We start from the raw sequence: 17,614 nt of genomic DNA, 5'->3' as shown, positions 1-17,614 counted from the left end.
GACGAGCCGCGGTGCGTCGAGCCAACCGATCTTCTGAGCACCTTTATCCCAGCCAAGTTCGGAAGACCTCGGAGCGAGGCGCTACCTTCACCGTATCGACGTGCCGTCACGCCAAAGGCGTGCCAATGATTGATGGCGCACCTTCGGTGCGACGGGTGGCCCGTCGATGTGCAGCGGCTCCGCCTTGATTCCGCACGGGAGAGGAGTGCCACCGTTTCACTTCGCAGCCTTGAGCGCGTCGAGGCAGTTTTGACTCAACCGGAAACCGGTGAATTTGAGCGCAAGTACATCGACGGGCCGCGGCGCGTCGAGCCACCGGCCGTTCTATGCACCTTTATCCAAGCCAAGTCCGGACGACCTCCGAGCGAGGCACTGACGTCAACGTATCAACGTGCCGTCACGCGGGAGGCGTGCCAATGATCAATGGCGCACCTTCGGTGCGATAGGCGGCCCGTCGATGTGCGGCGGCTTCGCCTTGATTCCGCATACGTAAGAGAACCAACGCTAAGGACCTTTGATCAGCTCAGCGTGGAGGTGATCGGTAAGAGCAAGACCCTGCCCAACCTCGACCAAGCACACCAAAGTCTCACCTTCCTCGGCGGCGACGCTCTCCCAATCCCCAACGGCCTCCCTCTCCGCATCGCGGCGCGCAAGATCGAGATACTCAGTCAGCTGAGGCGCGTACAGAATACGGTCGGCAGCTTGCAGACGGGCGACGCCGCGCAGAGAGATCAGGTCGGACGTGCCCGGCACAGCTTCGACCACGGCAATTGACCCCTCAGGTGCGGTCCAAGACCCTTTCGTGAGCGCGTCTTCGATCATCGCCAGAGCCGCATCGGCATCGCCAGCCGCATGCAGCTGGCGGGGAGGACCTTCGAACACCCACCGGTAGAAATCACGGCGCGCCCGGCCGTCGAACACCTCCGCCACACGCGGGCGCAAAGCGCCGACATGTGCCGTCAGGGCGCCGAGGTTCGGTTCGAGAAAGGCATCGACCCGCCGCTTGATCTGCTGGCCCAATACGGGCGCCGCGCCTTCGGTGCCGATGGCGACGACGACCGGGTCGCGATCCACAATCGAGGGGGTGATCGCATCGCACAGCGCAGGCCGGTCGACGACGTTCACAAGCGCGCCGAAGTCCTTGGCCAAAAGGTGCAGCACCCGGTCGTTCATGCAGCAGCCCGTGCCGATGACGACAAGGGCGGCGCCCTCGAAAAACTCTCGCGTCAGCCCGCCCGCATGGTGCGTGATCCGCCCTTCGTCCGAGGCCGTTTGCAGCTCCGGCACCAGCTCGGTGGACGCCACAACCAGCTCGGCTTCGGTCTTGGAGAAAAGGCGCACCTTTTGCGCGGCCTCCTCGCCCCCGCCAAGGATCACCACCCGCCGGCCGGCCATCTGCACGAACATGGGAAAGGTCTTCACGACCGCCGCTCCCAAAGCTCGCGCGCCAATGCGTCGCCTGCTTCGGGCGTCTCCGCGGACCCCAGCGACCAGAGCGCCAGGCCCGCCGTGCCGATCACCACCGCCTCCGCAAATGCGTCCTGCCGAGCACTGCTCCAAAGGTCCGCCAAGGGCGGGTGCGGCGCGTCCGGTTCGTGCAGCTTGCGCGTCGCCTCCAGCAGGCCCGGCACGGGCGCGTCGAACACCGCGCCATCCGCCAAGCCGAAGACCTGCGCGCCCTTGCCCGGATGCCGCTCGAACTCACCGCCGCCGCCCTTGATGATCGTGATGCGCTCCCGGCCAAGCAGCGCGCCAGCCTCGGCCTGCAAATCGCGGTAAGGCGGGTGAAAGACGCCCTGCACCGCGACAGGCGCGCCAGCCGGGTTGAGCATCCGCAGCACCGTGTTGATGCACGACCTCAGGCCCAGCACGTCACGCAGCCGTAACAGCGCAAACGCCTCGGGGGCCATCACCTCGATCGGGACATAGCAGATGTTCTGCGCGCCCAGCGCGGCGCGCGCGCTGTCCGGCGTTTCGACGCTCGGGATCTCCAACCCCGGCAAGGCCGCACGTACGTCCGCCACCGATGCCTGGTGCGAATTCCAGCCGTGCAGCAGCACCTTATGTCCCGCCCCCGCCACCAGCTTGGCGGCCAGCAGAAAGAGAGGCGCGCCGCGCGACCGTCCGGCGGCATAGCTTGGCCAGTCAAGCGCGACGCCCAGATCGTCCCACCCGGCGCAAGCCCCGCGCACCGCATCGACCGCGCCGGCGATTTCGGGCGGGCTTTCGCCGCGGAACCGCATGAGCATCAAGAGGCCGCCCACCGCCTCTGGCGCCGTCTGACCGCCAAGGATCAGGGAAAACGCCTCCTGCGCCTCCTCGCGGGTGAGCGCGCGGGACCGGCCGGGTCCTCGACCCAGGATGCGCACAAAAGGTGCAAGCGCTGTGCGGGGGTCAGACATGAACCCGCCTCCTCTGGCAGCCACCAAAGAGGGTCTAAACCGCTGGAATGTCTGAGTAAATGGCGCACCGGGGAGGATTCGAACCCCCGACCCCTTGATTCGTAGTCAAGTACTCTATCCAGCTGAGCTACCGGTGCGTTGGCGTGTCGATAGACCCGAGGGCCGGGCTTTGCAAGTGGAAACGGCGAGGTTTTGTTGCGCGCCGGCGATCCGTAGGATGGGTGCTTTGCGCCGCGCCCGCAGCCCTCACGCGGCTGGCCGGCACCCATCTCAGGCGGTGCTGTCCCGTACGGCGTTGAGGATGGTGCCCTTCGGCAGGACGATCTCGAAGACGGTGCCGTCCTCGGAACTGGCGGCCAGTGAAATCGTGCCGCCGTGGCCGCGGATCAGCTCCTGCACGATGGTCAGGCCGAGGCCGGTCCCGCCCTTGCGCGCGCCGCCGGCGAACGCCTTGAAGAGGTTGTCTTGCGCCTTGGGCGGCAGGCCCGGGCCGGTGTCGCTGACGGTGATCTGCCAGGCGTCGTCGCTCTCGGAGGCCGCAATGGTGATCGTCCCGGGTTTGGTCGTTGCCATGATGACCTGCCGGGCGTTGCGCACCAAGTTCCCGAGTGCGCGGTAAAGCTGCTCTGGATCGGCGCGCACGTCGAGCCTCGGCGGCACCTCATCGACAAAGGTCAGGTCATAGTCACCGACCGCGAGCCGCTCGGACTGGAAGACGTCGTCGACGATCATGCCCAGCGGCACGATCGACAGCTTGGGCGCCGGCTCTTCGGCCCGCCCAAAGGCGAGCGTCGATTCGCAGAGCGTGACCGCGCGCCGGATCGAGTTCACCAGCTTGGGCGCCATGCGCCGGACGGTGGGGTCTTCGGATTGCTCGATCCGGTCGGTGAAAAGCTGCGCCGAGGTCAGGATGTTGCGCAGATCGTGTGAGACCTTGGCGACCGCCTCCCCCAGCTGCGCGAGCCGCTCGCGTTGGCGCAGCGAGGCCGTCAGTTGGGTTTGCATGGATTGCAGCGCCTCTTCGGCCTCGCGCAGCTCGGTCACCGAGGCGGTGGGCTGGATGATCCGGCGTGCGTCCTCTGGTGCGGCCGCATAAGATTGCATGTGATCGACCACGCCCGTGATCGGGCGCACGATCAGCACCCGCACCGCAAGAAACAGCAGCGTCGCGGTAAAGATCGAGATGATGGCCGAAAGTACGAGGATGCGCAGACCATAATCGATCATCGCCGCCCTCAGGGGCGCGCTGTCCATCGTCGCCTCGATCACCAGCCCCGCATCTTGCACTGGCGTGCCGATCACGCGGATCATCTCGCGCTCGGTGGTCACCAGCCGCATCAGCGCATCGCGGATCAGCACGTAGGCGGGCGCATCGCGCAGGTCGTAACTCGCCGCCACATCCAGCGGCAGCGGCGAGGACAGGATCAGTTGCCGCGCCGCATCGCGCCGCAGCACGATGTTGAAAACGCCCGCGTTCTGCAAAAGCTCTTCCTCGAGCTCGGTGTCGATCATCTCGGCGGCCAGCAGCGTCAGCGAGGCGATCTGAGAGCGCTCGAGCCGCGCCAGGATATAATCCTCCCGGTAGCGCGCCACCGAGGGGACAAAGATCAGCACTTCGGCCACGAAGACGAAGATCGTCGTGAGCAGCAGGAAGCGACCGGAAAGGGAATTGAACATTTTGCGCATGCGTCTGCGGGAGGTGTAGCCACCCCCCGCCCCCGGATCAAATCACGTTCCGCCTCAAGGCAGCCATTTCTGCACGAAGCGCACAAAGCCCTTGAGCCGGTCGTTCTCGAAGAGGCGTGGGGAGAAATACGCCCCCGCCGCGCGCTTGTTGATCTCGCCCACCGTCGGGTAGGGCGCGACCATGGCGGCGACCTGGCTCATCTTCATCTTGTTGGCGATCACCATCGCCCAGAGGTTGATCAGCTCGCCCGCCTGATAGCCCGCGATGGAGACACCCACCGGGCGGCCCTTGACCACCATGACCTTGATCAGGCCGGTGGTCTTGCGCTCCGCGATAGCCCGGTCGTTGTGGCTGTAGTGGAAGCGCACCACCTCGACCTTGTCGCCGTGCTCCTTCTTGGCCTGCGCTTCGGTCAGGCCGACCTGGCTCAACTCGGGGTCGGTGTAGGTTGCCCAGGGAATGTGCCGTGTCGTGGCCTTGGCCGGCAGACCCAACACCGCCGAGCGGATGATGATCCCGGCGTGATACCCCGCCACGTGCGTGAACTGCAGCCCGCCCGCGACATCGCCGATGGCGTAGACCTTGCGGTTGGTCGTCTTGAGGCTGGCGTCGACCTTGATGCCCGTGCGCGTCGTTTCGATCCCCGCCGCCTCGAGGTTCAGCTTGTCGGTGTTCGACTTGCGCCCCACGGCCATCAAAAGGTGCGAGCCTTTGAAGATGCGGCCATCCTTGGTCTCAATCTCGATAGCGCCCGCTTGGCCTCGGATTTCCTGCGCCAAAGCGTCTTCTGCGATCTCCACACCCTCGGCGCGGAGGTTCTCGAGCACGACTTCGGCCATCTCGGGGTCATCCTTACCCAGCGCCTTGGCGCCTTCGACCACCGTGACCTTGGAGCCGAGCCGCACATGCGCCTGCGCCATCTCCATTCCGATGGGCCCGCCACCGACCACCAGCAAGTGCTCCGGCTGTTCGCGCAGGTCAAAGATCGTCTCGTTGGTCTCGTAAGGCACGTTCTCGAGCCCCGGGATCTGCGGCACAAAGGGTGAGGAGCCTGTGGCAATCACGATGCGGCGGGCGGTGATGCGGGTGTCCCCGGCCTCTACCGTGTCCTTGTCGATGAAACGCCCGTACTCGCGGATCACCTCGACGCCCAAACCTTCGAACCGCTCCTGGCTGTCGACGGGTGCGATCTGGGCGATCACGTCATGCACGTGGTCCTTTGCCGCTGCATAGTCGACCTTTGGGGTCACATTGGCGATGCCGTAGTCGCTGGCGTGGGTCATGGCGTGGGCCGTCTTGCCGCTGGCGATCAGCGCCTTCGAAGGGACGCAGCCAAAGTTGAGGCAATCGCCGCCCATCTTGTGCCCTTCGAGCATGACCACCTTGGCGCCCATCTGGACCGCTCCGGCTGCGACCGAGAGCCCGGCCGAGCCGGCACCGATCACGAGAATGTCTGTCTTGACCTGTTTCATCTCTCAGAGCCCTTTCTTGCCGCGCACGGCCTTCAGAAGGATCGGCAGCGCCGCCAGCACACAGAGGCCAAGGATCGGCAGGATCACATGCGGCTCAAAGATGATGCCAAGGTTCGGCGTCTCGCCGCGCTCGAAGACCTCGCCAAGGCCCGCCCCCACGGAGGTGTAGACGACAGCCCCCGGAATGATCCCGACAAAGGTAGTGATGGCAAAGCGGCTCAGCGGCACGCCGAGGAACGACGGGATGAGGTTCGCCATAAAGAACGGCACCGCCGGCACCAGCCGCAGCAGGAAGAGCATCGACCACTGGTTCTCGTCGAGGCCGTCCTTGATCTTCTTGACCATGCCCTCGCTTGCCTCGAGCTTGGCGCCCAGCTGCTTGCCGAACCCCATACGCGCCGCCTGAAAGATCGCAATCGCGCCCAGCGTCGCCCCGATGATGTTGAAAAGCGCGCCCGGGAAGGTTGCGAAGAGAAAGCCGCCCGTCAGCGTCGCAATCGTCGCGCCGGGCAGCGACAACGCCACGATCAGCGTGTAAGCGGCGATGAACACCAGCACCGTCAGCAGGTAATTGTCGTCCCGAAACCCGATCAACGCCTCGCGGTTGTCCGCCAGCGTCTGAAAGCTGAGGTAATCGCCCAGCGTGAAGTACCCCACAACCGCCGCTGCCGCGATCGCCAGCAGCGGGAGTTTGGATTTGAGCCCGCCTTTGGGCGGTGGTGCTGTCTCTGTCATCTCGGTCATCGTGGTAGCCTTTTTTGTCTGTCCTTGGCCACATACCTGACGCAGCCGGGCAGTCCGCGATACTCCCCCTCACGCGCCGTTGATCACCGGTGACGACGGGATTGAAACAATTGGCGCCCGCTTCACGAAACCGCTCTGCTGCGATGACGGGCGCGTGAAAAGAGCGGCAAAAACTGACATCTTTCACGCCAAGCCCGTTTGACTTTGAAACATCGCCCGCGTATTCGGCGGCTCTGACATGTGACGGCTGCGCGAATCCGAGGACCGGAGGGCGCCCGACAGACGGAGAGACGCGATGAAACGCACGTTCCAACCTTCCAACCTTGTGCGCAAACGCCGCCACGGCTTCCGCGCGCGCATGGCCACCAAGGCCGGCCGCAAGATCCTGAACGCCCGCCGCGCCCGCGGCCGGAAGTCGCTCAGCGCGTAAGCCTTCCCCCTATGACCACGACACGGCCCGCCCCTCACGAGGACGCGGGCCCTTTGCCGTTGGAGGTCCTGCGCAAACGCAGCCAGTTCTTCGCCGCCGCGCGTGGCCGCAAAGCGGCCATGCCCTCGATGATCGTGCAGATGCGGCCTCGCAACGACGAAAGCCCACACATCGGCATCGGCTTCACTTGCTCCAAGAAAGTCGGCAACGCCGTCGCCCGCAATCGCGCGAAACGCCGCCTCCGCGAGGTCGCCCGCGACCTGCTGCCGCGCGACGGGCGCCCCGGCCACGACTACGTTCTGATCGGCCGGGCGGACGTAACGGGACAAATCGCGTTCGCCGACTTAAAGCAGGATTTGAAAACGGCCCTCTCCAGACTTCACCTGCAGCGCGCCTAGAACCGTCGGAGCCTCCGGCGGGGAGTGACCAGGCTTCCCGGAAACGCTCCAGTGGAGCGTTTCGCTTGGGTACAGGCGGAGCCTTTAGCCAGAAGAAGAACCAAGGTCTCCAATTGAGGCGCGGTCTCTTGCTTCTCTGGTTCAAAAATACCTAATTCCTGCCCAAACCACTCAAGACTGCCCTAACAATTTGATGACACCGCTCGCCCATATCGTCGCCCTTCCGATCCGCGCCTACCGGCTGATCGGCTCGCCCTGGGTCGGCCACGGCTGCCGGTTTCAGCCAACCTGTTCGGCCTACGCGCTCGAAGCGCTCGAGAAGCACGGGGGCGTCAAAGGCACTTGGCTCACCCTCCGGCGTATCGGGCGGTGTCATCCGTGGGGTGGGTCAGGCATCGACAACGTGCCGGACTAGTCCTGACTGTCAGTTTTCGAACGGCGCAACGCGGCGCACGCGAAAGATGCCGGCAGCGCCAGCGAGCTGCAAAAGCTCTTCCACCTCCACGTTCTGAAAGAGCGCCGTGTTGTCGAACGCCTCCGTAGGCTCGATCCGGTCGAGCGCAAAACGCTCGGGCCTGAAACTGCCCGGTGCGGCGGTGGCGGCGAAACGCTCCATCGCGTCCGCTCCGATGACATAGGCGCCGTCGAAATCGACCGAGCGCAGGTCGGCACCCGTAAAGTTCACGTCAAAGACGGCTGCGCCGCGAAACGTGCTGGCCGCAATCGCCGCATCCGTGAAATCCGTGCCGATCAGGACAGCTTCGTCAAAGTTCATCGCCAGGCCGTTGATTGCAGCAAAGCTGCCGCGCCGGATCATGGCGGCCGTGAAATCGGCGCCTGTCAGCGTCGTCACATAAAGCGGCACGTCGGGCGCAAATGGCGGGTTGATCGCGCTGCCCGGCAACGCGCCAAAGTTGGTGTCCCGCATCTGCGCGCGGCGCATCCGCGCGTTGAACATGAAGCTGCCGGCAAAGTCGCTCTCGAACACCTGCGCAAAATCCAGGGCGGCGTAGCTCAGCTCGCCACCTTGAAACGATGTCTGGTAGAGGCGCAAGCCCGGTGCGTGCGCATAGCTGAAATCAAGCCCATAGAGGTTGAACCGCTCGAACGCGCGGATACCTGCGTTGGTCATCGCCTCAAAAAGCTGCCCGCGCTCCGGGCTGGCCGGGCGGTCGTTGAGCGCCACACTGCCGGTATCGGGGAGCGGGCCATCGAAGCCGAAGGTCGCGCCGAGCCGCTCGAACGTCTCGGGCAAGTCGTCTCGTCGGCGCTCCATCGCAGCACGGATCACCCCGCTTTGGTCCTGAGGATTGAGACCCGTCTCGAGGAACCGGTAGGGCTTCGTCGCCCGCGACGCCGAGGTGATGCGCATCAAGAGGCCAAGGTCGATGTCGGCAAAAGGGTCGAGCAGCGGCAAAGCCTCTGCCGAGGCACCCGGCTGCGCGGCATTCACCCGCTCCCCCAGAAGACCTGCAAGCGCCGTAATCTCGACCGCAAGCTGCGCATTGCGCGCAGCCTCAGCGAGCTGCACACCGTAAGTCTCGAGCTGGATTTGATTGTCGATGCGCAGGTTCTGCTCCGCAAAGAGCACCGATTGTTCCTGCAGCAGCACGTTCTGCCGAAAGAGCAGCGCCGTCCCCGCAAGCGCCGCCATCGCCGCGATCAGCGCCGTCAGCGAGCCGATGATCCACCGGCGGGTCGAAATCCACGCGTAACGCGCCAGCGCCATATGCACGAGGTCGCGCGCCGCGTCGGTCGCGGCACGCGGGTTGCGGTCGATCGCCCCGCGCGTGACCCGCGACAGCGGCTCGGAAAAGAGCTCGAGCTGCGTTTCGGCGAAACCAAAAAGGCGGCGCAGAAGCGGCTTGCGAAAGATCACCAACAGAAGGCCGAACGCCCCGATGAACATCAGCACACACAGGAACGCCAGCAGCACGATGCCCGCGGTGTCTTCGATCAGGCCAAGCCCGGAGAACGCCAGCAGGAACCCCGCCGCCGTTCCAAAGACAAAGATGAGCATGCCCAGCGGAACGCCGACCCCGCGGCTGCTTGCGCGACTTTCGCTGCGCGGCGTCTCTGCCGCGCTGTCGTCCGTGGCCGGTTCGTCTACCATGCGTCAGCTCCCTAAGGACCCGCTTGCGGGGGACATGCCCGAACGATGGCAGCGGACCGCGCGTCTGGCAACAGGCCGAGAGAGCCAACAAAGACAATGCCCCGGCCATCACGCGCCCACATCGAAGTCGCACCCGGACCATCATCGTCGCGGTGAGAAAAGTCGGCGCCGATACAAAGTGCCAAGGTCGGTTCAGCATCACTGCCGGGGAGCTGCGCCGATGAGCACCGATCTGTCCAACGTCATCCGTCCCATCGCCGAGGCGCAGGGCCTGCCAAACGCGCACTACGTCGACCCGGACGTCTTTAACGAGGAAAAGAGCGCGCTTCTCTTCGGCACTTGGGCGGGCCTTGCGGTTGCAGCTGACGTGCCCGAGCCCGGCGATGCAAAGCCGATCACCTTTCTCGGCCTGCCTCTGCTGCTGCTGCGCGACAGGGACGGCATCGTCCGCGTCTTCCAGAACACCTGCCGGCACCGCGGGATGATCCTCGTCGAGGAACCGCGCAAGATCGAGGGCGCCATCCGCTGCCCTTACCACTCGTGGTGCTACTCGACGAAAGGCGACCTCGTGGCGACGCCGCACGTGGGCGGCCCCGGCATGAACACCCACGACAAGCTCGACAAGGCGACCCTCGGATTGATCGAAATCCGCAGCCACATCTGGCGCGACGTCGTCTTCGTCAACGTCTCCGGCACCGCCGCCCCGTTCGAGGAGGTGCACGCCGACCTCATTGCCCGCTGGTCCGAGTTCGGCGCCGCGCCGATGGTACACGGCGGTGCGGACAGCACGATCACGCTCGAGGTCCAGACCAACTGGAAACTCGCGGTCGAGAATTACTGCGAGAGCTACCACCTCCCGTGGGTCCATCCCGGCCTCAACAGCTACTCGCGGCTCGAGGACCACTACAACATCGAAGAACCCGGGCGCTACTCAGGCCAAGGCACGCTGGTCTACCGCCAGCTGACCGGTGCAAAGGGCGAGACCTTCCCCGACTTTCCCGCCCTTTCCGAAAAGTGGGACGAGGGCGCGGAATACATCACCGTCTACCCCAACGTGCTGCTCGGCGCCCAGCGCGACCACGCCTTTGCCATCATCCTCGACCCTCGGGACGTGGACCGCACGGTGGAGCACATCCACCTCTACTACGCCTCCGAACACACGGACGACGCCCTCCGCGCCGCGAACACCGCGCAATGGAAGACCGTGTTCGAGGAAGACATTTTTGTCGTCGAAGGCATGCAGCGCGGGCGGCATGGGCCCGGCTTCGACGGCGGGCGCTTCAGCCCGGCGATGGACGGCCCGACGCACTGCTTTCACGCTTGGGTGGCAGATCAGATGACCGCCGCACGCCAAAGGCTCGCCGCCGAATGACGCACGCATGACGGACCTCGGCGCGGCACTCCTCGCCGCCCACGCGCGCGGCGACAAACACCAGCTTGTGACGCTTTACACCGTAGCCGCCGATGCAGCTGGGGACCCGGACGCCGCCGCGTTCTTTCTCACCCACGCCTACGTCTTCGCACTCGAAACGGGCGATCCCGCCGCACCCGCGCTCCACGCCAGGCTCAAGGCGGCAGGCCGGGTTTGACACCCGTAGGATGGCGTGCTTGCACCCATCCTCGCTTGACAGCGGCCGGCACAAAGGCCACCCCCACCCCATGCTCGACGATTGCGACGACATCCATCCGCTGTTCCACGGCGCGCCCAAGACCACCGAGTTCCGCAAGCTGCGCAAGCGGCTGGTGCAGAACGTGCGCGAGGCGGTCGAGCAGTATCGGATGGTCGACCCGGACGCCCCGCGCCAGAAATGGCTGGTGTGTCTGTCGGGCGGCAAGGACAGCTACACGCTCCTCGCGATCCTCCACGAGCTGCAATGGCGCGGCCTCCTGCCCGTCGACATCCTGGCGTGCAACCTCGACCAGGGCCAGCCGGGCTTTCCCGCGACCGTGCTGCCCGCGTTTCTCGAGCGTATGGGCGTTCCGCACCGGATCGAGTACCAGGACACCTACTCCATCGTCATGGACAAGGTGCCCGAGGGCCGGACGTTCTGCGCCCTCTGCTCGCGCCTGCGCCGCGGCAACCTCTACCGGATCGCCCGCGAAGAGGGCTGCAGCGCCGTCGTGCTCGGCCACCACCGCGACGACATCCTCGAGACGTTCTTCATGAACCTCTTTCACGGCGGGCGTCTGGCCACCATGCCGCCGAAGCTGGTGAACGAGGAGAAAGACCTCTTCGTCTTCCGCCCCCTCGCCCATGTCGCCGAGACCGATTGCGAGAAATTCGCCGCCGCAATGGGCTACCCGATCATCCCGTGCGACCTCTGCGGCAGCCAGGACGGGCTGCAGCGCCAGCAGGTCAAAGCGATTCTCGACGGCTGGGAAAAGAACAGCCCCGGCCGCCGCCAGGTGATGTTCCGCGCCCTGATGAACGCGCGCCCGTCACATCTTTTGGATCCAAAGCTCTTTGATTTTTCAGGGCTTAGCCTCGAAAATCCCGACCCGCGCCGCGTTGTCGCCCAAAAATCCGAGCCAAGTTAACCGGTCGATCACGGTTTGTTCCTAGTTTGTGCCCGAATGCAGAACATTCTCTGCTGCAGAGGGTTGCTTATGATCGTTTCGCTGAAAACTCGTATTTCCCAGGGCATGGACCGTGTGCGCGCGGGGCTTGCCGGTCCGCAATTGATGGCCTTTTACCCCGCCGGCGTGCTCGCGGCATTCTGGATGGGGGGCGAGGTGGCGCTGATCGCCTTTGCCCTTGCTGGCCCCGTGGTTGTCGCGCTCGTCGATCCATGGCGCGCTCCGACTGGTGACACCGGCGGCATGCGCGACTCGATCACCGGGCTCGTGCACCGTGGGCAATTCCTCGCGGCGCTCGACATCTTCCTCAAGGGTCTGCCCGCCTCGGGGCGCAAGACGGCCTGCTTCACGCTGGAACTCGACGAGTTCGGCGCGCTTGCCGACAAACACGGGCCCGAGCTGAGCGAGGCACTGCTCTCGCGCGCGGCGCGGCGCCTTCAGGGGGTGACCCGCGACCGGGAGTTGGTCTGCCGCTCGGGCGATCACCGCTTTTCCGTGGCACTCGACCCGGTGCGCGATCTCGACCTCGAGACATGTATCCGCCTGTCGTCCCGCATGCAGTCCGCCGTGGCCGAACCCATCACGCTGAGCGGGAACACCTACTACATCAGCTGCTCGGTCGGGTTCAGCATGTCCCGTGCCAGCACCGAGCAGGACGCGAAATCGCTGCACGCCGCGTCGCTTGTCGCCCTCAGCGAGGCGCAGCGGCACGGCCCGTCGACCATTCGCGCCTATTCGGACGAAGTACAAACCGTGCACAAAGAGCGCGCCATGCTCTCCGCCGACATCGCTCAGGCGCTTGAGGCGGACCAGTTCCAGGCGTGGTTCCAGCCGCAGGTCAGCACGGAGACCGGCGAGGTCCTCGGCTTCGAGGCGCTGGCCCGCTGGCGCCATCCAAATCGCGGCATGGTGCCTCCGGGTGAGTTCCTGCCGCTGATGGAGCGCAATGGCCAGCTCGACCGCCTCGGCCAGTCGATCCTCAACCAGTCTCTCGCGGCCATCTCGGCCTGGGACCGGGCCGGGATCTTCGTCCCCCGTGTGGGCGTCAATTTTACCGCCGACGAGCTGCGCAATCCGCGCCTCGTGGACCGGATCGAATGGGCGCTCGACCGCTACGACATTGCCGCCGACCGGCTCTGCGTCGAAATCCTCGAGAACGTCGTCTCCCGCGCGCCCGATGACATCACCGCCTGCAACATCCGCCGGCTGGCACAGCTGGGATGCGCCATCGACCTCGACGATTTCGGCACAGGCAGCACGTCGATCTCCTCGCTGCGTCGCTTCCCGGTCACCCGGCTCAAGATCGACCGCTCCTTTGTCACCAACGCCGACCAGTCCGACGACCAACAACGCATGATCGCCGCGATCCTGACCATGTCCGAACGTCTGGGTCTAGAGACGCTGGCCGAAGGCATCGAGACCCCCGGCGAGCACGCCATGGTCGCACAGCTGGGCTGCAGCGCCGTGCAAGGCTTCGGCATCTCGCGCCCCATGCCGTTTGAAAAGACCATCGCCTGGCTCACCCAGCACACTGCCGAGCAGCAAAAGATCCCGACAATCGGCCGCAAAACCGGCTGAAACAAGACACCCCCGGCCCACGAACGGGCCGGGGGGCCAACATTCGGCGCGCGGCAAGTCGCGATCGCCACACCCCTTTCCGAACACCTTAGCACGCGACCGCCCGGCACACCCCGCCGGGCGCGATTCGGCTTGACCTTTGCGGGCCTCACCTGTTGAACCGGGCCAATTGGACCTCGGACGGGTGGAGCCACGCAATGGACGAACAGAACCGGAATCTCATTCTGGCCACGGCGCTCAGCTTTTTGGTGATCCTCGTGTGGTTCGTCCTGTTTCCGCCGCCCGAGCCGACCGAGCCGGTTCCGGGCGCGGACAGCGCCTCCATCGAAGAGCAACTCGCCCCGGCGGCAGCCCCCACCGTCGACGGAGAAGCCGCCACCGCCGCGCCGTCTTCCGCCTCGTCCGACGCAGTCGAGGCTCCGCGCATCGGCATCGAAACCGGCCGGCTCGACGGGTCGATCTCCCTTGCCGGCGGTCGCATCGACACCCTCCGGCTCAAGGACTACCGCGAAACCATCGACGAGGGATCGCCCACCGTGTCGCTCCTGTCGCCGGTCGGCAGCGCGAACGCCTACTACGCGCTCTACGGCTGGGCGCCGGGCGGCGGTCTCACCGCAAACGACGTGCCCGGACCGCGGTCGCTCTGGACGCAAGCCAGCGGCGAAACCCTCACGCCAGACACGCCCGTGCGGCTCACCTGGACCGGCGCCAGCGGGCTGCAGTTCACGCGCACCATCGCCGTCGACGCCGACTACATGTTTACCGTCACACAGGAGGTGACCAACCCGACCGGCACCGCCGTCTCGCTGGCGCCCTACGGCATCCTCGCCCGGCACGGCCAGCCCGCCGATCTCAAGAACTTCTTCATCCTGCACGAAGGTGCCATCCGCATGGGCGACGGAGAGCTCGCCGAGATCGACTACGGCGACATGGAGGATTACGAGCCCGACGCCCGTGGCGCGCGTTCGGAAACCATCGCTATCGAGGAAAACGGCTGGATCGGGTTTACCGACCACTACTGGATGGCCACGCTCATCCCACAGCCGGGCACGCCCTTCCGCGCCTCGGCCAAGTACATCGACACACGCAACATCTACCAGACCGAGGCCGTGCTGCCGACGCAAACGCTCGAGCCTGGCGCCACAACCGCCGTCACCACGCAGCTTTTTGCAGGGGCCAAGGAGTGGGAGTCAATCCAGGCCTACCAGGACGCTGGGGTCGAGGGCTTCGAGGACTCGATCGACTGGGGCTGGTTCTTCTTTCTGACCAAACCGATCTTCCAGGTCCTGCACTGGCTCTTCCTGCTGATCGGCAACATGGGTTGGGCGATCATCGGGCTCACCCTGCTGATCAAGGCGATCCTGTTCCCGCTGGCCTACAAATCCTACGTCTCGATGGCCAAGATGAAAGAGCTCCAGCCCGAGATGGAAAAGATCAAGGAGCGCTCGGGAGACGACCGCCAGAAGCTCCAGCAAGAGATGATGGCGCTCTACAAGAAGGAAAAGGTGAACCCCGCCGCGGGCTGTCTGCCGATCCTTCTGCAAATTCCGATCTTCTTTTCGCTCTACAAGGTGATCTTTGTCACCCTCGATTTGCGGCACGCGCCGTGGTTCGGATGGATCGAAGACCTCTCGGCGCCCGATCCCTTGTCGATCCTCAACCTGTTCGGCCTCCTGCCCTATGACACGCCGGACCCGGGCTCGCTCTTTTTCATCTTCAGCCTCGGCGTGTTGCCGATCCTGCTGGGAATCTCGATGTGGCTGCAGCAGAAACTGAACCCGGCGCCCACCGATCCGACGCAGGCGATGATCTTTGCCTGGCTGCCGTGGGTCTTCATGTTCATGCTCGGCACCTTTGCCTCGGGCCTGATCGTCTACTGGATCGCCAACAACGTGATCACGTTCGCGCAGCAGTACATGATCATGCGCAGTCAGGGTTACACGCCTGATCTCTTTGGCAATATCCGCGCCAGCTTCAAGAAAAAGCCAAAGGCGGAATGACCGGGACGGTCGACAGCATCTGGCGCTACCCGGTCAAGTCCGTGGGGCGGGAGGAAGTCACCTCCGCTGCACTGACCCCGGGCGCCTGCCTGCCGTTTGACCGCGCCTACGGGATTGCGCACGAGCAAAGCACCGTGGACGGCAGCACATGGGCGCGCTGCCAGAACTTTCTCCGCGTGGCGGGCATCCCGGCGCTTGCCGCCGTGACCTGCAAGACCGACCCGGCCAGCGGAGAGATCGCCTTTACCCATCCTCAGCTTGGCACGCTGACCACCCACCCCGGTCAGGACCCGCACGCACTTGTGGCCTGGATCAAGCCGCTTGTAGCGGAGACCCGCGCGCAGCCGACCCGCGTGATCCCGGCCAAGGCGCAAGGCTTCACCGACAGCCCAGAGCCAACCTTAACGCTCTGCAACCTCGCCTCGCACCGCGCCGTGTCGCAAAAGGCGGGGCGCGAGCTCTCGATCCACCGTTGGCGCGGCAACGTCTGGCTCGATGGCCTCGCCCCGTGGGAAGAGTTCGACTGGCTGGACCGCGACATCCAGATCGGCAGCGCCACGCTCCGCGGCATCGGGCGCACCGACCGTTGCCAGGCCACCCATGCAAACCCCGACACCGGACGGCGCGACATCGCGCTCCTCGACGTGCTCGAAACATGGGGCCACCAGGACTTCTCCCTGCGCGCGGTCGTGATCGAACCCGGCACCATCGCCCCTGGCGACAAGGTCACGCTCCTATGACGAGCTTGCCCTTCCCGCTCGCCGAGCCGCCCGATGCGGCGACCCAGGCCAAGACGCACCAGCTCTTTGCGCAAGGCGCGGACTTCCTCAAAGGCGTCGTCGCCATGTCCGGCCTGCCTCCCGCCGACCGGCTCGAAGTCTGCTTTGCCGGCCGCTCCAACGTCGGCAAATCGACGCTGATCAACGCAGTCACAGGCCGCAAAGCCCTCGCCCGTGCCTCCAACACGCCCGGCCGCACACAGGAAATCAACTTCTTCACCCTCTCGGACAGCCACTACCTCGTCGACCTGCCCGGCTACGGCTTCGCGAAGGCGCCCGTCGACGTCGTCGCCAAATGGCAGCGCCTCCTCAAATCCTACCTCCAGGGCCGGCAGACCCTCCGCCGCGCCTTCGTCCTCATCGACGCGCGTCACGGCATCAAGGCGGTGGATGAAGAGATCATGGCCCTCCTCGACAGCGCCGCCGTCCCCTTCCAGACCGTCCTGACCAAAGCCGACAAGATCAAGGACGCGGAACACGACAAGCTGCTCACCCAAGTCCGCGGCAAACTCGCCAAACACCCCGCCGCCTTCCCGGAGCTGATCCTGACGTCCAGCAACAAGGGCACCGGGATCGACACCCTGCGCGCCACCATCGCCACGCTCATCTGACGCGCCGCGGCCCGGCTTCTTCTGGCTGAAAATATCCTCCCCGAAGGGCCGGCCCGCCAAGGGCGCCTAACTTAGACGTGCTGCGCCCCGTTCACCTCGATCTCCGTGCCGGAGATGTAAGAGCTTTCGGACGAGCACATGAAAAAGATCGTCGCGGCAACCTCCTCCGGCTGGCCAATCCGGCGCATGGGCAGGGTCTCGACGATCTTGTCCGTGCCGGGCGACAGGATCGCGGTCTCCACCTCGCCCGGCGCCACCGCATTCACGCGCACGCCAAGGGGGCCGAAATCATGCGCCATCTCGCGCGTCAGCGCGGCAAGCGCAGCTTTGGAGGTGGCATAGGCCGCCCCGGCAAACGGATGCACCCGCGCCCCTGCGATGGAGGTGATGTTCACCACCGACCCGCCCGCCGCGGCCAGCTCCTCCTTGAGGCCGCGCGCCAGCACGACCGAGGCAAAAAAGTTGACGTGAAAAACGTGCCCCCAGGTCCTGAGATCCGTGTCGATGGTGTTGAGCCGTTCGCCCTCGGGACCTTTCGGCGAAATGCCGGCATTGTTCACCAGCGCATCGAGCCGCCCGTTCAACCGGCTCCTGATGTCGGCGACCTTTTCGATCGTGTCCTTTGGATCGGCGAGGTCGATCTGGACGTGGTTCTCCTCCCCTCCGCCCCAGGGGCATTCGGCGGGGAACCCGTGGCGCGAGCAGGTGATGACCCGCCAGCCTTCGGCATTGAACCGGCGCACGGTGGCGTGTCCGATCCCGCGGCTTGCGCCCGTGAGCAGCAGCGTTTTCCGGTCGTCGGCCATGGCGCGCCTCCTTGGTA

The 17,614-nt window shown here is 65.3% G+C and carries 17 protein-coding genes and 1 tRNA gene; 10 read left to right on the top strand and 8 right to left on the bottom strand.

Features of this window, described 5'->3' with window-relative positions; all coding sequences use genetic code 11:
- Window positions 1–504: 504 nt before the first annotated feature.
- The 6 genes from ACU0B3_RS11830 to ACU0B3_RS11805 all read right to left on the bottom strand — a co-directional run bounded on the left by ACU0B3_RS11830 (window position 505) and on the right by ACU0B3_RS11805 (window position 6,305).
- Window positions 505–1,422, bottom strand: coding sequence for an NAD(P)-dependent oxidoreductase (locus ACU0B3_RS11830; protein ID WP_446261059.1), 918 nt, complete (start codon window positions 1,420–1,422; stop codon window positions 505–507).
- Window positions 1,419–2,402 carry a glycosyl transferase family protein gene (locus ACU0B3_RS11825; protein ID WP_446261058.1) on the bottom strand — a complete coding sequence of 328 codons (984 nt, stop codon included), beginning with the start codon at window positions 2,400–2,402 and terminating at the stop codon, window positions 1,419–1,421. Before ACU0B3_RS11825 ends, ACU0B3_RS11830 begins: the two co-directional genes overlap by 4 nt.
- Before the next feature lie 60 nt (window positions 2,403–2,462).
- Window positions 2,463–2,539: transfer RNA gene (locus ACU0B3_RS11820), tRNA-Arg, on the bottom strand.
- A gap of 133 nt (window positions 2,540–2,672) precedes the next feature.
- Window positions 2,673–4,079 (bottom strand): sensor histidine kinase, encoded by a 1,407-nt coding sequence (locus ACU0B3_RS11815; RefSeq protein WP_446261057.1) that lies wholly within the window; start codon window positions 4,077–4,079, stop codon window positions 2,673–2,675.
- A 63-nt stretch (window positions 4,080–4,142) separates the two neighbouring features.
- Entirely contained in the window at window positions 4,143–5,561 is a 1,419-nt protein-coding gene (locus ACU0B3_RS11810; protein ID WP_446261056.1) for a dihydrolipoyl dehydrogenase family protein, read from the bottom strand.
- Between the two features lie 3 nt (window positions 5,562–5,564).
- Window positions 5,565–6,305 (bottom strand): TVP38/TMEM64 family protein, encoded by a 741-nt coding sequence (locus tag ACU0B3_RS11805; protein WP_446261055.1) that lies wholly within the window; start codon window positions 6,303–6,305, stop codon window positions 5,565–5,567.
- 295 nt (window positions 6,306–6,600) lie between these two features.
- Between ACU0B3_RS11805 and rpmH the strand changes: the two genes are divergently transcribed.
- From rpmH to yidD, 3 genes are all read left to right on the top strand, one after another.
- Window positions 6,601–6,735: a 50S ribosomal protein L34 gene (gene rpmH / locus ACU0B3_RS11800; protein WP_012177012.1), complete on the top strand. Its 135-nt coding sequence runs from the start codon at window positions 6,601–6,603 to the stop codon at window positions 6,733–6,735.
- Between the two features lie 59 nt (window positions 6,736–6,794).
- Window positions 6,795–7,133 carry a ribonuclease P protein component gene (gene rnpA / locus ACU0B3_RS11795; RefSeq protein ID WP_446261054.1) on the top strand — a complete coding sequence of 113 codons (339 nt, stop codon included), beginning with the start codon at window positions 6,795–6,797 and terminating at the stop codon, window positions 7,131–7,133.
- 193 nt (window positions 7,134–7,326) lie between these two features.
- The gene (gene yidD / locus ACU0B3_RS11790) at window positions 7,327–7,548 is read left to right on the top strand and encodes a membrane protein insertion efficiency factor YidD (protein ID WP_446261053.1); all 222 of its coding nucleotides are present in this window, start codon (window positions 7,327–7,329) and stop codon (window positions 7,546–7,548) included.
- A gap of 9 nt (window positions 7,549–7,557) precedes the next feature.
- Here the strand turns inward: yidD and ACU0B3_RS11785 are convergent, their stop codons facing one another.
- Window positions 7,558–9,246, bottom strand: a complete 1,689-nt coding sequence (locus tag ACU0B3_RS11785) for a pentapeptide repeat-containing protein (RefSeq protein ID WP_446261052.1) — start codon at window positions 9,244–9,246, stop codon at window positions 7,558–7,560.
- A 220-nt stretch (window positions 9,247–9,466) separates the two neighbouring features.
- Here ACU0B3_RS11785 and ACU0B3_RS11780 point away from each other — a divergent pair, with 220 nt between their 5' ends.
- From ACU0B3_RS11780 to yihA, 7 genes are all read left to right on the top strand, one after another.
- Entirely contained in the window at window positions 9,467–10,618 is a 1,152-nt protein-coding gene (locus tag ACU0B3_RS11780) for an aromatic ring-hydroxylating oxygenase subunit alpha (RefSeq protein ID WP_446261051.1), read from the top strand.
- Between the two features lie 7 nt (window positions 10,619–10,625).
- Complete coding sequence (locus ACU0B3_RS11775) at window positions 10,626–10,835, top strand: hypothetical protein (RefSeq protein ID WP_446261050.1); 210 nt, start codon at window positions 10,626–10,628, stop codon at window positions 10,833–10,835.
- 70 nt (window positions 10,836–10,905) lie between these two features.
- The gene (gene ttcA, locus ACU0B3_RS11770; protein WP_446261049.1) at window positions 10,906–11,784 is read left to right on the top strand and encodes a tRNA 2-thiocytidine(32) synthetase TtcA; all 879 of its coding nucleotides are present in this window, start codon (window positions 10,906–10,908) and stop codon (window positions 11,782–11,784) included.
- Between the two features lie 105 nt (window positions 11,785–11,889).
- Window positions 11,890–13,401 (top strand): putative bifunctional diguanylate cyclase/phosphodiesterase, encoded by a 1,512-nt coding sequence (locus ACU0B3_RS11765; RefSeq protein WP_446261048.1) that lies wholly within the window; start codon window positions 11,890–11,892, stop codon window positions 13,399–13,401.
- Window positions 13,402–13,598: 197 nt separating this feature from the next.
- On the top strand, window positions 13,599–15,401 hold the full coding sequence (gene yidC, locus ACU0B3_RS11760; protein ID WP_446261454.1) for a membrane protein insertase YidC: 1,803 nt from the start codon (window positions 13,599–13,601) through the stop codon (window positions 15,399–15,401).
- Window positions 15,398–16,141 carry an MOSC domain-containing protein gene (locus ACU0B3_RS11755; protein ID WP_446261047.1) on the top strand — a complete coding sequence of 248 codons (744 nt, stop codon included), beginning with the start codon at window positions 15,398–15,400 and terminating at the stop codon, window positions 16,139–16,141. Before yidC ends, ACU0B3_RS11755 begins: the two co-directional genes overlap by 4 nt.
- Complete coding sequence (gene yihA / locus ACU0B3_RS11750) at window positions 16,138–16,791, top strand: ribosome biogenesis GTP-binding protein YihA/YsxC (protein WP_446261046.1); 654 nt, start codon at window positions 16,138–16,140, stop codon at window positions 16,789–16,791. Before ACU0B3_RS11755 ends, yihA begins: the two co-directional genes overlap by 4 nt.
- A gap of 71 nt (window positions 16,792–16,862) precedes the next feature.
- Here yihA and ACU0B3_RS11745 read toward each other — a convergent pair whose 3' ends face one another.
- A complete protein-coding gene (locus tag ACU0B3_RS11745; protein WP_446261045.1) occupies window positions 16,863–17,597 on the bottom strand; it encodes an SDR family NAD(P)-dependent oxidoreductase in 735 nt (244 codons plus the stop codon).
- Between the last annotated feature and the right edge of the window lie 17 nt (window positions 17,598–17,614).

The sequence above is a fragment of the Pseudaestuariivita sp. genome (genome assembly GCF_052825805.1).
This window is presented reverse-complemented; position numbering and strand designations above follow the sequence as displayed.

Excerpts from the sequence above, each read along its gene's own strand:
- yihA (WP_446261046.1), top strand. The coding sequence starts at position 16,138 with ATGACGAGCTTGCCCTTCCCGCTCGCCGAGCCGCCCGATGCGGCGACC.
- yidD (WP_446261053.1), top strand. The coding sequence starts at position 7,327 with ATGACACCGCTCGCCCATATCGTCGCCCTTCCGATCCGCGCCTACCGG.
- ACU0B3_RS11775 (WP_446261050.1), top strand. The coding sequence starts at position 10,626 with ATGACGGACCTCGGCGCGGCACTCCTCGCCGCCCACGCGCGCGGCGAC.
- yidC (WP_446261454.1), top strand. The coding sequence starts at position 13,599 with ATGGACGAACAGAACCGGAATCTCATTCTGGCCACGGCGCTCAGCTTT.
- ACU0B3_RS11825 (WP_446261058.1), bottom strand. The coding sequence starts at position 2,402 with ATGTCTGACCCCCGCACAGCGCTTGCACCTTTTGTGCGCATCCTGGGT.
- ACU0B3_RS11810 (WP_446261056.1), bottom strand. The coding sequence starts at position 5,561 with ATGAAACAGGTCAAGACAGACATTCTCGTGATCGGTGCCGGCTCGGCC.
- ttcA (WP_446261049.1), top strand. The coding sequence starts at position 10,906 with ATGCTCGACGATTGCGACGACATCCATCCGCTGTTCCACGGCGCGCCC.
- ACU0B3_RS11815 (WP_446261057.1), bottom strand. The coding sequence starts at position 4,079 with ATGTTCAATTCCCTTTCCGGTCGCTTCCTGCTGCTCACGACGATCTTC.
- ACU0B3_RS11765 (WP_446261048.1), top strand. The coding sequence starts at position 11,890 with ATGGACCGTGTGCGCGCGGGGCTTGCCGGTCCGCAATTGATGGCCTTT.
- ACU0B3_RS11780 (WP_446261051.1), top strand. The coding sequence starts at position 9,467 with ATGAGCACCGATCTGTCCAACGTCATCCGTCCCATCGCCGAGGCGCAG.
- ACU0B3_RS11785 (WP_446261052.1), bottom strand. The coding sequence starts at position 9,246 with ATGGTAGACGAACCGGCCACGGACGACAGCGCGGCAGAGACGCCGCGC.
- rpmH (WP_012177012.1), top strand. The coding sequence starts at position 6,601 with ATGAAACGCACGTTCCAACCTTCCAACCTTGTGCGCAAACGCCGCCAC.
- ACU0B3_RS11755 (WP_446261047.1), top strand. The coding sequence starts at position 15,398 with ATGACCGGGACGGTCGACAGCATCTGGCGCTACCCGGTCAAGTCCGTG.
- ACU0B3_RS11745 (WP_446261045.1), bottom strand. The coding sequence starts at position 17,597 with ATGGCCGACGACCGGAAAACGCTGCTGCTCACGGGCGCAAGCCGCGGG.
- ACU0B3_RS11805 (WP_446261055.1), bottom strand. The coding sequence starts at position 6,305 with ATGACCGAGATGACAGAGACAGCACCACCGCCCAAAGGCGGGCTCAAA.